Origin of the sequence: Acinetobacter sp. HA (assembly GCF_000264725.1) — a bacterium.
Classification (GTDB): domain Bacteria; phylum Pseudomonadota; class Gammaproteobacteria; order Pseudomonadales; family Moraxellaceae; genus Acinetobacter; species Acinetobacter schindleri.
Map to the genome: position 1 here is coordinate 48,925 of NZ_AJXD01000001.1, position 13,116 is coordinate 62,040.

13 protein-coding genes and 1 pseudogene are annotated in these 13,116 nt (G+C 43.8%); 7 read left to right on the top strand and 7 right to left on the bottom strand.

Annotated features, from left to right (window positions below):
* Positions 1-222: 222 nt before the first annotated feature.
* Positions 223-426 (top strand): hypothetical protein, encoded by a 204-nt coding sequence (locus HADU_RS00210; protein ID WP_004810769.1) that lies wholly within the window; start codon positions 223-225, stop codon positions 424-426.
* A gap of 85 nt (positions 427-511) precedes the next feature.
* Here HADU_RS00210 and rsmD read toward each other — a convergent pair whose 3' ends face one another.
* Positions 512-1,063 carry a 16S rRNA (guanine(966)-N(2))-methyltransferase RsmD gene (gene rsmD / locus HADU_RS00215; RefSeq protein WP_004810767.1) on the bottom strand — a complete coding sequence of 184 codons (552 nt, stop codon included), beginning with the start codon at positions 1,061-1,063 and terminating at the stop codon, positions 512-514.
* Positions 1,064-1,066: 3 nt separating this feature from the next.
* Positions 1,067-3,114 (bottom strand): annotated as a pseudogene (gene mrdA, locus HADU_RS00220) (penicillin-binding protein 2).
* 240 nt (positions 3,115-3,354) lie between these two features.
* Between mrdA and HADU_RS00225 the strand changes: the two are divergent.
* From HADU_RS00225 to HADU_RS00240, 4 genes are all read left to right on the top strand, one after another.
* Positions 3,355-3,873, top strand: coding sequence for a hypothetical protein (locus HADU_RS00225; RefSeq protein ID WP_008301943.1), 519 nt, complete (start codon positions 3,355-3,357; stop codon positions 3,871-3,873).
* 66 nt (positions 3,874-3,939) lie between these two features.
* The gene (locus HADU_RS00230) at positions 3,940-5,256 is read left to right on the top strand and encodes a membrane protein (protein WP_004810761.1); all 1,317 of its coding nucleotides are present in this window, start codon (positions 3,940-3,942) and stop codon (positions 5,254-5,256) included.
* A gap of 84 nt (positions 5,257-5,340) precedes the next feature.
* Positions 5,341-6,000, top strand: coding sequence for an adenylate kinase (gene adk / locus HADU_RS00235; RefSeq protein WP_004810758.1), 660 nt, complete (start codon positions 5,341-5,343; stop codon positions 5,998-6,000).
* Between the two features lie 86 nt (positions 6,001-6,086).
* Positions 6,087-6,299 carry a hypothetical protein gene (locus tag HADU_RS00240; RefSeq protein ID WP_005221304.1) on the top strand — a complete coding sequence of 71 codons (213 nt, stop codon included), beginning with the start codon at positions 6,087-6,089 and terminating at the stop codon, positions 6,297-6,299.
* Positions 6,300-6,364: 65 nt separating this feature from the next.
* On the opposite strand, the gene nth is transcribed toward HADU_RS00240, so the two are convergent.
* Together nth and HADU_RS00250 are read right to left on the bottom strand one after the other, a co-directional pair.
* Positions 6,365-7,069, bottom strand: coding sequence for an endonuclease III (nth, locus tag HADU_RS00245; RefSeq protein ID WP_034591925.1), 705 nt, complete (start codon positions 7,067-7,069; stop codon positions 6,365-6,367).
* A 4-nt stretch (positions 7,070-7,073) separates the two neighbouring features.
* Positions 7,074-7,865 (bottom strand): RnfABCDGE type electron transport complex subunit B, encoded by a 792-nt coding sequence (locus HADU_RS00250; RefSeq protein WP_005221308.1) that lies wholly within the window; start codon positions 7,863-7,865, stop codon positions 7,074-7,076.
* Between the two features lie 347 nt (positions 7,866-8,212).
* Between HADU_RS00250 and gdhA the strand changes: the two genes are divergently transcribed.
* On the top strand, positions 8,213-9,556 hold the full coding sequence (gene gdhA, locus HADU_RS00255) for an NADP-specific glutamate dehydrogenase (RefSeq protein WP_004893590.1): 1,344 nt from the start codon (positions 8,213-8,215) through the stop codon (positions 9,554-9,556).
* A gap of 72 nt (positions 9,557-9,628) precedes the next feature.
* Here gdhA and HADU_RS00260 read toward each other — a convergent pair whose 3' ends face one another.
* The 3 genes from HADU_RS00260 to rlmH form a co-directional block, all read right to left on the bottom strand.
* A complete protein-coding gene (locus tag HADU_RS00260; protein WP_008301949.1) occupies positions 9,629-10,399 on the bottom strand; it encodes an META and DUF4377 domain-containing protein in 771 nt (256 codons plus the stop codon).
* A 184-nt stretch (positions 10,400-10,583) separates the two neighbouring features.
* On the bottom strand, positions 10,584-11,360 hold the full coding sequence (locus tag HADU_RS00265) for a dioxygenase (RefSeq protein ID WP_008301951.1): 777 nt from the start codon (positions 11,358-11,360) through the stop codon (positions 10,584-10,586).
* A 113-nt stretch (positions 11,361-11,473) separates the two neighbouring features.
* On the bottom strand, positions 11,474-11,956 hold the full coding sequence (gene rlmH, locus HADU_RS00270; protein WP_008301953.1) for a 23S rRNA (pseudouridine(1915)-N(3))-methyltransferase RlmH: 483 nt from the start codon (positions 11,954-11,956) through the stop codon (positions 11,474-11,476).
* A gap of 154 nt (positions 11,957-12,110) precedes the next feature.
* On the opposite strand from rlmH, the gene HADU_RS00275 reads away from it, so the two are divergent.
* Positions 12,111-13,055 (top strand): M28 family peptidase, encoded by a 945-nt coding sequence (locus tag HADU_RS00275; protein WP_008301956.1) that lies wholly within the window; start codon positions 12,111-12,113, stop codon positions 13,053-13,055.
* Positions 13,056-13,116: the final 61 nt, after the last annotated feature.

The following is a 13,116-nucleotide window of genomic DNA, read 5'->3' on the forward strand; positions in this document are numbered from 1 at the left end:
AGCAGTATTCAAAAGATTGCTGAAAAAGCCAAGCTAATATTTAGCTGTATTTGTGCACAGCTTAGTCGAATTTCAGATAAATAATTTATTTGAAGATAGTTGAATTGTTTTGATGGTGAATAAAAAGCAAACAAATCGGTACAGGAGAGCAACAATGGCTGCGTGCACTCTCCATGAAATCGCCTGATACTGGCAGAGTGCAGGAAGGAAGAGGTGATGAAAATGAAAAAAATGATATTACTGTCATCTGTGCTGGCAGTGGCTTTAACCGGTTGTATGGTCGATCCTTGGGATGATGATTATCGTGGCCATCGAGACCGTAATGGACATTATGACCGTAACCATGGTGACCGGGACTGGAAAGATAGAGATCATCGTGACTGGAAACGTGATCGGGAAGACCGTGACTGGCGTGATCGCCGTTAAGAGATCAGCTATTTATAACTTACATTTCACAAAAAAGGATTCCATACAGGAATCCTTTATTAATATTTATTGTGCAAATATTCATTTACTTTTTCTGATATAAGCCTGCACGTACTGTCCCAGCTTTGGTATTTTTAATCAGTTGCCAAGAAGAGGGGAGCTGCAAAGTATTTAAATCCCGATCTGCTTCGACATAAATCAGGCCTTCAGGCTTGATTAGCGGATCAGCAAGTTCAGCCAGAGAAGTCCATAAGTCCAAGCTGTAAGGCGGGTCTAAAAAGACCAGATCAAATTGATCTTTCAAAGTTTGCAAAGCCTGTTGCGCCGTGGTTACTTTCAGTTGTGCACGTGCTTTGGTGACTTGAAGCAGCTCCAGATTCTGGTTCAGAAATTGTGCCTGAGTACGATCCGGTTCAATCATCACCACGCTAGTCGCACCGCGGGAAAGTGCTTCAAAGGACAAAGCACCAGAACCGGCACAGATATCCAGCACCTTGGCATTCTGTACATCCCACATCAGCCAGTTAAACAGGGTTTCACGGACACGGTCTGGGGTGGGACGTAAACCGTCAATACTGGCAAAGGCTAGCTGACGGCGTTTCCAGTCACCACCAATAATTCGTAGCTGATTTTTCATATATTAATCTCCTTCTACAGCTGGTGCAGAGTTTGCAGATGAGCTCGAACGAGATGTATTCGATGTTGCGTTTGAGGAAGTTTGTGGTGCATCCGTGCTGTTAGGTGTTGCCGCAGCATCAGGGCTAAGCATACTTGCACCACTTGGTAGCTCGCCAGGTTTAATACCGGCGGTCATCAGTCCCCCACTTAATTGATGATTGAGTGGGCGTACCGGATTCTTATTTTTATGCAGTAACCAGTAATCAAAAATAGGACGAGCGAGTGCAGTGGCGGCACTACCGCCGCGGCCATTCTCCAGAATGACTGCAATGGCAATTTCAGGTTTTTCTGCAGGAGCAAAACCGACAAACAGACCATGGTCAAGCTGGCGATCAGTTAGCAGGGCTTCATTGTAACGTTTACCCTGGGCAATACTTTTTACCTGTGCTGTGCCGGTTTTACCGGCAATACTATATTGCAGGCCGCCTTTAATACCGCGACCCGTACCCGACTGAATAACATCAACCATGGCGTCGCGCATTTTGAACCAGTCTTCTTCTTTACCATTAAAATCGATCTTGCCATGGGTACCATTATGGACTTTAAATGCTTTGGCGCCACGGCTTTCGCGCAGGACATGCGGTACGACTTTATTGCCATGGTTGGCAGTAATTGCTGTTGCCATCGCTAGCTGTAATGGTGTTGCTGTAAAGGCACCCTGACCAATACTCACAGAAATCGTTTCACCACGTGACCATTTAGATTTGCGGGTACGCATTTTCCATTCAGGACTTGGGTACAGACCAGAGCTTTCACTTGGTAAATCTACCCCCGTTTTTCACCAAAACCAAACTGACGCATCCAGCCATTCATCTGTTCAATACCCATACGATAGGACATGACATAGAAATAGGTATCGCAGGAAACCACCTGGGCTTTATGCAGATTTACAGTACCATGACCAGTTTTCTTGTGGTCGCGGAAACGGTGACTATCACCCGGCAAAGTGAAATAACCTGGATCGGAAATCGCTGTATCCCAATCGACCAGGCCATAATGAAGGCCACCCAGGCCAAACATCGGTTTAATGGTCGAACCTGGAGGATAAGTTCCTTGCACCGCCCGGTTATACAACGGCTGATCAAGGTTATCACGTAAGTAAGAATAATCTTTGGTGCTGATTCCGGTTACAAACAGGTTCGGGTTGAAACTTGGGCTAGAAACCAGTGCTAAAATTTCCCCTGTACCTGGATCCATGGCAACAATAGCGCCACGACGTCCCGCCAGTTGCTCGGAAGCAACCATTTGCAGGCCATAATCTAAAGATAAAAACAGGTCATTCCCGCGTACTGGATCCTTACGTCCAAGATGACGCAGCACATTACCATGTGCATCTGCTTCGACTGATTCATTTCCTGGAACACCGTGGAGTAGCTCCTCATAGGATTTTTCGACCCCGATTTTCCCGATCAGGTTGGTACCCGCGTAAAGGTCCTTATCAATACTTTTTAATTCTTTGTCATTAATACGACCCACGTAACCAATCACATGTGCAAACAATTCACCATGTGGATAGTAACGGGTCATCTGGGTATCAATTTTTACCCCTGGGAACAGGTGCTTAATTTCACTAAAGCGGGCAATATCGGTTTCGGTCAGATTCAGTTTGATAGAAACACGTTCTGTTTTTTTTGCGGTTTTAATCCGGCTATTAAAACGCTCGATATCTTCTTCGTTCAGTTCCAGAATCGGGATCAGGCGCTTAATCGTATCATCAATATCCTCAACATCGGCACGACTTAAGGTCGCGGTAAATACCGGATAGTTATCTGCCAAAAGGACGCCGTTACGGTCATAGATATAGCCACGTGCAGGCGCAAGTGGTTGCAGGCGGATACGGTTCTGGTCAGAAGCCGTGTTGAACTCATCGAAGCTGACAATCTGCAAATAGGCATAGCGGCTGATTAGTAGCAGCATGCAGATGATGACCAAGCCAATCGAGAAAAACACACGATTGCGATAAATGCGTTTTTCTTGCTGTACATTTTTTAATGGAAAATGCTGCTTCATACGAGATCGACTTAGACCTGAACACGGATAGGAATGAAAGTGCGTTATTCTAACCCAACTGACCTGGTTTGGATATTGAAATACGAGTGGGCTACCCATCTGCTAAACGTTGACTTTGCAGACATTAAAATTGTCTGCAGTTGTATACAACTGTGTTGATAATTCTGCTAAAGTCCAAATTGAATAAAAAAAGGACGATACCTTAAAACTATAATGAATCAAGGATATTGGTGAAAAGGAATGAATAAATTATACCCTTTGCTGGCATTTGCTTTCATCGCAAATACGGCTTATGCAGATGATTCTACGTATAGATCTGAAGCAAAACTGAGCGATAGTCAGGCAAGTACCTGGAATGTGGGGGCAGGATTTACCCGGAATATGATTCATCTGAATACTGAGTGGGTGAATCCGTATGGAATCGCATATGTCAAAGGTGGTGTTTTTCTGGACGATGACAAGCCATTTGGTGCACAAGTTGGCTTTCGGTACCCGGCACACCTCACAGGAAAAGATAAAAATGGGTATTATGTCGGGGCTTATGCCGGACATATCCAGAGTAAGAAGGTAGATGGAGAATATGAAGCACGTCTGGGGGGCGGGGTAGATTTATCCTATGTCATGCTGAGTTCAGAACGAATCAGTACCTTCAGTGTTGGAATCGGTACTGGTGAGGAAATGAAAAGCCGAAGTGGACATGTTGTGGCCGAAATCGAACCTCAACTACAATTTTCCTATACTTTAAGTATCGGTTTATAGAGAAAATATTCGACTTGATAAGAAAATTGTATTCTGTGAACAAAGAATTAAATATGGAAGTTATACATGCTTGAGTACGTTAACGAGTTGTGGCAAGCCTTTCTGATGCGTCCAGATTTCTGGGCTGTGCTCAGTATCATTCCTGTCACTGCATTCGTTACCTGGGCACACGTATGGATGGCCCTGAAAATGGTGTTCTATCCAATCACGTTCTGGGGATTCCACATTGGTCCATTGCCTGTCGGCTGGCAGGGCATTGTGCCACGCAAAGCAGGAAGAATTTCAGGAATTATCACAGACAATACCTTGTCTAAACTGGGATCGATCCAGGAATTTCTACAGGCGATGGACCCGGATGATATGGCACGCATCATCGGTGAACAGGTCGGTTTCGAACTTGAACATCTGATTGATGAGGTCATGATCGACCGTAATGCAGTTTTGTGGGAAAACTTGCCGTATTCCATCAAGCGCCGTATTTATTCTCAGGCACACAAGCAGTTGCCGGATGTGTTGCGCGAATTAGTGACTGAGCTGACCATGAACGTCGAGTCACTTGTGGATATGCGTGACATGGTGGTCAGTCAAATGGAGGGTGACCGCCGTCTGATGGTACGTATGTTCCTGAAGGTTGGACAGAAAGAAATTAACTTTATCTGGCATATCAGTGCTTTAATTGGTATGTTCTTTGGTCTGTTCCAGATGATCGTATGGTTCGTGGTGCCTTGGCACTGGACCGTACCATTCTGGGCAGCAATTTGGGGTTTCCTGACCAACTGGATTGCCATCTGGATGGTCTTCAATCCGATAGAACCACACTATGTGAAATACCCGCAGTTCTTCACCCGCACGCAGAGCCGCAAGTTTCCATGGATCAAACCGGTTATTCCACGTATTGGCACCTATAACATACAAGGTGCTTTTATGAAACGTCAGGAAGAAGTCTCTGACGTCTTCGCAAGTGTAGTGACAGAAGATCTGATTACGTTAAAATCGATCATGACAGAAATGATGTATGGTGGTAAGAAAGAAAAAACCCGCCGGATCGTCAAGCGTCACATTAACGAAATTATGGAAACTCCATTGGTTCGCACCTCTTTACAGCTATCCTTGGGGCCAAGAGAGTATGCAAAACTCAAGACAGACTTGATCGATCGCTCAATTGAAATTACGATGGTGCCTGTATGCGACCCTGCGTTTAATGCGAGCCGTGCACAGAAAATCTATCAAATGTTTAGAGACCGCATACGCGAGTTAACACCGAAGGAGTTTCAGAATCTTTTACGACCTGCGTTTCAGGAAGATGAGTGGATTCTGATTGTATTGGGTGGAGTAACCGGTTTTGTCGCGGGTTTAATCCATTTGTTTGTGGCTTTCTTATAACGAGACGCTGAAATGCTGGATACCTTTGGGGATGTCCAGACATTTGGTGTCCTATACATTGTTAAAAAATGAGGATGTTTATATATGCGCATTATCTTACTCGGACCACCTGGAGCAGGTAAAGGTACACAAGCTCAGTTGATCTGTAAGCGCTACAATATCCCACAAATTTCAACCGGTGATATGCTCCGTGCTGCAATTCGTGAAGGAACTGAATTAGGTTTAAAAGCTAAAAGCGTCATGGACAATGGCGGTTTGGTTTCTGATGAGTTGATCATCGGTCTGGTTAAAGAACGTATTGCACAGCCTGACTGTGTAAATGGCTGCATCTTTGATGGCTTCCCGCGTACTATTCCACAAGCTGAAGCACTTGAAAACGAAGGTATCAACATCGATCACGTGATTGAAATTGATGTACCGGACGAAGAAATTGTGCAACGTCTTTCTGGCCGCCGTCAGCACCCGGCTTCTGGTCGTGTTTACCACATTGTTTACAACCCACCAAAAGTGGAAGGTAAAGATGATGAAACTGGTGAAGATCTGGTTCAACGTCCTGATGACCAGGAAGAAACCATTCGTAAACGTTTAGGTTCTTACCATACTGAAACTGAACAGCTGGTTGGCTTCTATCAAGGCCGTGCTGCATCAGGTGAAAATGCACCAACTTATGACAAATTGAACGGTCTACGTCCAATTGAACAAGTTCAAGCGGATCTGTTCGCGATTCTGGATCAGTCAAAATAATCATTTCACGATAATTTTGACATTCAGGGAGCCCTAAGTCATATTAGGGCTCTTTTTATTTCTGCATCTTTAAAGGAATTGCGACTGTGAAAATTGGTTTGTTATTGCTCATGGTGGTGTTCTTGGTTGTTCTAGCAGGCCTTCTGGTCATGAGCTACCGAATGCTAAACAAAGTGCAGAAGCAGGAAAAAATCGAAAATAGGGACAAAACCCCAGAGCGACAATTGCACCCGAAATTACAGGCTGAATTAGAGCAGCGCAAAAAAATGCAACAGCAGTTAGAGGAAAAGCAAAAATAAGCATTCTTATCTGCTGAACGAGACAAAAAAAGCTGAACCAGAGTTCAGCTTTTTCATTTAAGGGATCAGTCAGTATTTTTAACTGCAATTGGTTTCAATGCACCAAAGTCAAAACGGTCCGGCCAGTTACAGACATCAGCGACCACACATTCATGACATTTTGGTTTGCGTGCAATACATGTATAACGACCGTGTAAAATCAGCCAGTGATGTGAATCAATGATAAATTCCTTGGGAATGACTTTGATCAGACGGTGTTCAACCTCCAGCACATTTTTACCAACCGCAAGTCCGGTACGATTACCGACCCGGAAAATATGGGTATCGACCGCCATGGTCGGTTGACCAAAGGCCGTGTTCAGCACTACATTCGCCGTTTTACGACCTACACCCGGCAGGGCTTCTAAGTCTGCACGATTGTCCGGTACGATGCTGTTGTGCTTCTGAATCAGCATTTCACAGGCTTTAATCACATTGACTGCTTTGGAATTATATAAACCGATCGTTTTGATATATTCCTTCAAACCATCGACACCTAGAGCATAAATTGCCTCCGGCGTATTGGCGACTGGAAACAGTTTGTCTGTGGCTTTGTTGACACTGACATCTGTGGCTTGGGCTGACAGCGTTACTGCGACCAGCAATTCAAAAGGATTAGAATAATTCAGTTCAGTTTTTGGATTCGGACGTTGTTCACGTAAGCGTTCAAAAAAAGTCTGAATCTGTTTTCTGGTCATGTTCTTTACAGGCTTTCCGCTCATGCTTGTCATCATCTTATCCCTGTAAATCCTGTAATTGCTGCATTAGTTCGGCAAGCTGGGTGCGTTTACCTGTATCTTCGCGTACAGACAGCTGTTTTTCGAGCTTTTTGATCTGGGTACGCAGTTTGGCCAGTTCAATCGTAGTTTTGGCGTCCCGGATCAATCCATCCTCATTTGGCTTTTCCACCATTTCAATCACGGGTACATTTCGACTTTGTGCAGAGAACTCGGCAAATAGTTCGGTATTGATTTCAGCACGTACCACAGGACCTTTACGGTCAATGCGGCGTTTTTCCTCACGTTGGATATGTGCATAGTAACGTTGGCGCAGATCATTCTGTTCCTGCACATGCTGTTCCTCTGACATGAGTGGATGGGTATCTTCTACTAGATCAATACAGTCGACCGGGCAGGGTGGAATACACAGTTCGCAGCCAGTACACAAATCTGTCAGTACCGTATGCATCAGTTTGCCTGAGCCAATAATGGCATCGACCGGGCAGGCACTAATGCATTTGGTACAGCCAATGCATTCATCTTCACGAATCACTGCTTTCATGCGCTGAGGACGCCCATCAGCCTGAATGGGCCAGACACTTGGCTCAGCACTAAGTTTAGGACGATTTAACAATCTGGCGAGGGCATCTGCCACCGGCTGTCCACCGGGTACACATTTGTTAGCTTCTTCTCCCTCGGCAATGGACTGAGCATAGGGTAGGCAGCCATCACGATGACCACACAAACCGCATTGGGTCTGTGGCAATAACGCATCAATGGATTGGATGAGGGAAATCTGCGAATTCATGATATTTCAAAGCCGCTCACAGTGAGCATTTCAGGAGGTGAAACAAAATATGTCAGAATTACAAATTTTAGCATATTTTGATCGGCTTGTTTGTGCACAATTAAGGTAACCAATATGCATTATTATCATGCATAAATAAGAATTTAGACTTTGATTCCACTGATATTTTGCTATCTAAAAATTTAATTCATAATAAATATAAATAACTGTTATAAAATTAATTTTCATATTTTTTCAAAAAAACTATTGTGGATTGGTTACAAAAGATATTTAATATTTTGCGCCAAAATTTAACATTGATTGTAAATTTGACCAATTTTGATCCATTTTCTGCTGAGGATTAAGCGTTGAAATACAACACACTTAATGAGTTCCTAGATTACGTTAAAACACGTGATGCACATCAACCAGAATTTCTTCAAGCTGTAGAAGAAGTGATGACAAGCTTGTGGCCGTTCATTCAAAAGAACCCACAATATGCAGCTCACGGTTTACTAGAACGTCTAGTTGAACCAGAGCGTGCGATCCAGTTCCGCGTTTCTTGGGTAGATGACCAAGGTCAAACTCAAGTAAACCGTGCGTTCCGCGTACAGTACAACTCAGCGATTGGTCCATTTAAAGGTGGTATGCGTTTCCACCCATCTGTGAACCTTTCAATCCTGAAATTCCTGGGCTTTGAACAAACGTTTAAAAATGCTTTGACTACTTTGCCTATGGGCGGTGGTAAAGGTGGTTCTGACTTTGATCCTAAAGGCAAGTCAGAAGGCGAAATCATGCGTTTCTGCCAAGCGTTAATTATCGAGCTTTACCGTCACCTTGGTTCTAATACTGATATCCCTGCGGGTGACATTGGTGTAGGCGGCCGTGAAGTAGGTTATATGGCGGGTATGATGAAGAAGCTCAGCAATGACACTTCATGCGTATTCACTGGTAAAGGCTTGTCTTTCGGTGGTTCATTGGCTCGTCCTGAAGCAACTGGTTACGGTACTGTGTATTTCGCTGAGGAAATGCTGAAAACTCGTGGCGATAGCTTCAAAGATAAAGTCGTGACCATTTCTGGTTCTGGTAACGTTGCGCAGTACGCTGCTGAAAAAGCAATGTTCTTAGGTGCTAAGGTCGTTTCTCTATCTGACTCTGCGGGAACTGTTTATGTTAAAGACGGTTTCACTGATGAACTTCTTGCTGAAGTGATGGAACTGAAAAACGTTAAACGTGGCCGTATTTCTGAATTCGCGTCTAAACACGGTTTTGAATACCTTGAAGGTCAACGTCCTTGGGGCATTAAGTGTGATATCGCGCTTCCATGTGCAACTCAAAACGAACTAGATGCTGATGATGCTGTTAAACTTCTTGCAAACGGTGCAATCTGTGTTGCTGAAGGTGCAAACATGCCATCTACTTTAGGTGCTGTAGAGAAATTCGTTGAAGCGAAAATCCTTTACGCTCCAGGTAAAGCATCGAATGCAGGTGGTGTAGCAACTTCTGGTCTTGAAATGTCTCAAAACGCATTGCGTCTTGGCTGGACTTTCGAAGAAGTTGATGAACGTCTTCATGCAATCATGAAAGAAATTCACCGTAACTGTGTGAAATTCGGTACTAAAGAAGACGGTACTGTGAACTATGTTGACGGTGCAAACATTGCGGGCTTCGTAAAAGTTGCTGATGCAATGCTTGCTCAAGGCGTATTCTAAGTCTGACTTAGTTTAAGCTTTAAAAAAACCGAGGCCATAGCCTCGGTTTTTTGTCTCTGTTATAAAAATATTTTATAGCGAGCCTTTTACTGCTTCACGCTCGACGGCCATATCAAATATATAGGCATATTTAGACTGATCTGCTGCCGGATTCTTGATTTCAAAGCGTTTTATGCGAATTACCTGACGCTCATTTGGCGTATGCTGGAAGCCTTCGATTTGGTCATAGAAAAGGTTCCAATCTTTATCGACCTGAGTTTTTAAGCCCTGCTCATTGTATTTGACTTCGCGCACCTGAAGGCAGGTTTGCTGTGCTACACCGGTACAAGCTTTAGTTTCAGGGGAAATTTCCAGGAAAATGATATCAGCCTGACCATTATAACGGGCTTCTGGCGTCATCTTCCCTGTGAAGACGTAAGCCTTTCCGTTTACGGTCAGAGTCAAAACCGGATTTTGAGTATCACTGGTATTTAAGCTAAATGGAATACGGGCATCATTAAAAATTTCACCTGCCAGCTTTTCCTGTTGCATGGCATTGGTATCACAGGCTTTCATGGTTGAGATTAAGGTGCCAGTTTCCAGCTGACCCTCAGAGATTTTCCAGCTACCACCCAAGCTATTGCAGCTGGTAGTGATACTAAAACGATTCTCATCATGGAAGCTCAGCACCATATGTTCTTTTGCACCGGTATCAATGTGCCATTCATAAGCACTCAAAGTATTGGCGGCATTTTGTTGCTGTAATACGGACACGGCAAGATCTCCTACTTTTTGGACATCATTGGACTGACAAGCTGCAAGGGTTAAAGGAAATAACGCAATAATTAAGTATTTTAATTTCATTGATTGAATAGTCATGAAGCAAATAAATCAGACTTAAGCTTAAACGATTCATTTTTAAAAAATATGGATACATTCTGAAGCTTTAGGTAGCAAAATGTATCCATGAAAATTGCATGATGAGTAAAATAAGACAGGAAGATTTTCTTAGGCCTAAGAAAAAAGGCTCAGATAGAGCCTTTAAATCCTAATCAAAACGATAGATATCCATACCCAGTGAACCCATGCTAAAGCTGCTATGCACCAGACTGAAACGAGTACCAGTTCCCATTGCAAAGAAAATCGGTGCAAAGTGTTCCAGGGTCGGGTGATTACGTTCCAGGTAAGGAATACTTGGCCAATCCAATACGGCTTCATAGTCACTATGAGCGAGTTTGCTTACCACATAATTGCGGAAGGTCGAGGCCCATTCTGGAACAATATTGGATAGTCCAGTACGATCCAGCTCTCGCAGGTTATGCGTGATACTGCCTGAACCAATCAATAGGACCTGCTGCTCACGCAGGTGTGCCAGCGTTTGACCAATTTTATAAATGTCATGTGCAGTCATGTTGATGGGCAGGGAAATTTCTATCACCGGAATATCTGCATCCGGATACATATGTAGCAGTGGCATCCACACGCCATGATCACGCGGGCGTGAATTATTGGCATAGGCGCTAAAGCCAGCTTCAGACAGGAAGCCGAGAATCTGTTCAGCCAGTTCTGGTTGACCCGGCGCAGGATAACGTAGTTGATACAGTTGAGGCGGGAAGCCACGGAAATCATGCCAGGTTTCTGGACGAATACCGGTATTTACTTCCAGTGCATTACTTTCCCAGTGGGCAGACATTACAATGATTGCCTCTGGACGTGGCAAATTGACATTTAAACGCTCCAGTGCCGGACCTACCTGTTCGGGATTCAGGGCAAGCATTGGAGAGCCATGGGAGATAAACAGGCCGGGAAGCGTTTGTAAGTTCATAGTTCAAGCCACATCTGGAAGATGTCTTCAATAATGCATGAAAGCAAGCGAAGTAAGGAGGGGAGATTGTTCAACAATTCGTTGCGGAAATAGAACAATAGCCAATTCTCACCTTAACCCGCACGGTGATAAGGGTGATTATGATTAATGCTCATGGCACGGTACAACTGTTCAATCAGCATGACACGAACCAGAGGATGCGGCAAGGTCAGTTTGGATAGTGACCAGTGCCATGCAGCTGCCTTACGTACCGCTTCAGAGTGACCATCCGGCCCACCAATGGCTAAAGCCACATCATTACCTTCCAGCATCCAGCCTTTCATGGTTTCAGCCAGTTTTTCGGTACTGAATTCACGGCCGCCGACTTCAAGTGCAATCAGGGTTTCATTTGGCTTTAATGCATTCAGGATACTATCGCCTTCGATATTACGATATTTCAGGATGTCGGCTTCTGAATCATTCTTGCCACGTTTCGCCATCGGTAATTCAATGATTTGTGTTTGAACAAATGGCTGTATGCGCTTGAAATAATCTTCAAAACCAGTGAGCACCCAAGCTGGCATTTTTTGACCAATGGTCAGAATACAGATTTTCATACAGACATCGTGTAGTTCAGAAGTGCTCATTATAACGATGAAACAACATGAAGTTGAGTATAGAAACAAATTGAAATTGAATTAGAAAAAGCACTGCTGCATAAATATCCAGAGTTCAAGTTTCTGCTTGATCATGTCATGGAAATAATAACAAATGCGGATTGTAGCCATTTTAAGAAAAAGTTATCTGGGTTTGCTGATCAGTCTGTCTTTAATCTTCCCGAGTTGGGCCTGGGCCAATCCAGCCAACGCTCAAGTCAAAAATCTCGAGCTTTACTTTAGCCAGATCCTGAATGTGGATGAATTTAGAAATCACAAGAATACGGCTGAACTGAACCGGGTATCCGGTTGGTTGAAAGAGCAGATGCGACGCTTTGGTATTCCGTGCCAGTTTCAAAGCTATATTGTGAATAGTCAGGGCTATCGCAATCTGGTTTGTCAGCTCAATGTAAAAGCCAAAGATAAAATCGTCATTGGTGCTCACTATGATGTTTTTGCCAATCATCTCGGTGCGAATAATAATGCTTCTGGCGTCGTAGGAGTGGTGGAAGCTGCACGATTGTTGGCCCTGCAAAAAAATAAACTGAAAAATAATATCGAGTTTGTTTTCTATGGTCTGGAAGAACCGCCGTATCTCAACACAGAGCATATGGGCAGTGCGATCCATGCCAAGGCATTGAGAAAGCAAAAGCAGAAAATACGTGGCGTCTTTGTACTGGACTCTATTGGTTACTATGATGAAAATCTGGTACAGAGCTATCCGACAACTCTAAAATGGTTTTATCCTCGGCATGCCAATTATATTGCCAGTATTGGACATCTAAGTTCAGTAGGACTTACAGGAAGATTTTGCGAAGCTATGCAGACGCGTCAGCGTTTAGAGTGTGAACGTTTTATTATTCCTACTTTTATGCAGGGACTGGATTATTCGGGCTATCTCAGTTATGCCAAGCAGAATTTTCCAACTGTACTGATCAGTGACACAGCTCATTACCGTTATCCTTATTACAACACTGAGCAGGACACTCTAGATAAACTGGATCTGAAAAAAATGACTTATGTGGTAGACGGATTGATGCAAACCGTTCTAAATCCATAAAATTTAGGTAGAGATAATAAAAAAAACCTGCCGGAGCAGGTTTTATTTATGAGCAGATCAC

What these genes read in the sequence shown, in the direction of transcription:
- rlmH (WP_008301953.1), bottom strand. Translation starts at nt 11,956, where the DNA reads ATGAAAATCTGTATTCTGACCATTGGTCAAAAAATGCCAGCTTGGGTG.
- HADU_RS00250 (WP_005221308.1), bottom strand. Translation starts at nt 7,865, where the DNA reads ATGAATTCGCAGATTTCCCTCATCCAATCCATTGATGCGTTATTGCCA.
- HADU_RS00230 (WP_004810761.1), top strand. Translation starts at nt 3,940, where the DNA reads ATGCTTGAGTACGTTAACGAGTTGTGGCAAGCCTTTCTGATGCGTCCA.
- HADU_RS00265 (WP_008301951.1), bottom strand. Translation starts at nt 11,360, where the DNA reads ATGAACTTACAAACGCTTCCCGGCCTGTTTATCTCCCATGGCTCTCCA.
- HADU_RS00260 (WP_008301949.1), bottom strand. Translation starts at nt 10,399, where the DNA reads ATGAAATTAAAATACTTAATTATTGCGTTATTTCCTTTAACCCTTGCA.
- nth (WP_034591925.1), bottom strand. Translation starts at nt 7,069, where the DNA reads ATGACAAGCATGAGCGGAAAGCCTGTAAAGAACATGACCAGAAAACAG.
- HADU_RS00210 (WP_004810769.1), top strand. Translation starts at nt 223, where the DNA reads ATGAAAAAAATGATATTACTGTCATCTGTGCTGGCAGTGGCTTTAACC.
- HADU_RS00275 (WP_008301956.1), top strand. Translation starts at nt 12,111, where the DNA reads ATGCGGATTGTAGCCATTTTAAGAAAAAGTTATCTGGGTTTGCTGATC.
- HADU_RS00225 (WP_008301943.1), top strand. Translation starts at nt 3,355, where the DNA reads ATGAATAAATTATACCCTTTGCTGGCATTTGCTTTCATCGCAAATACG.
- rsmD (WP_004810767.1), bottom strand. Translation starts at nt 1,063, where the DNA reads ATGAAAAATCAGCTACGAATTATTGGTGGTGACTGGAAACGCCGTCAG.
- adk (WP_004810758.1), top strand. Translation starts at nt 5,341, where the DNA reads ATGCGCATTATCTTACTCGGACCACCTGGAGCAGGTAAAGGTACACAA.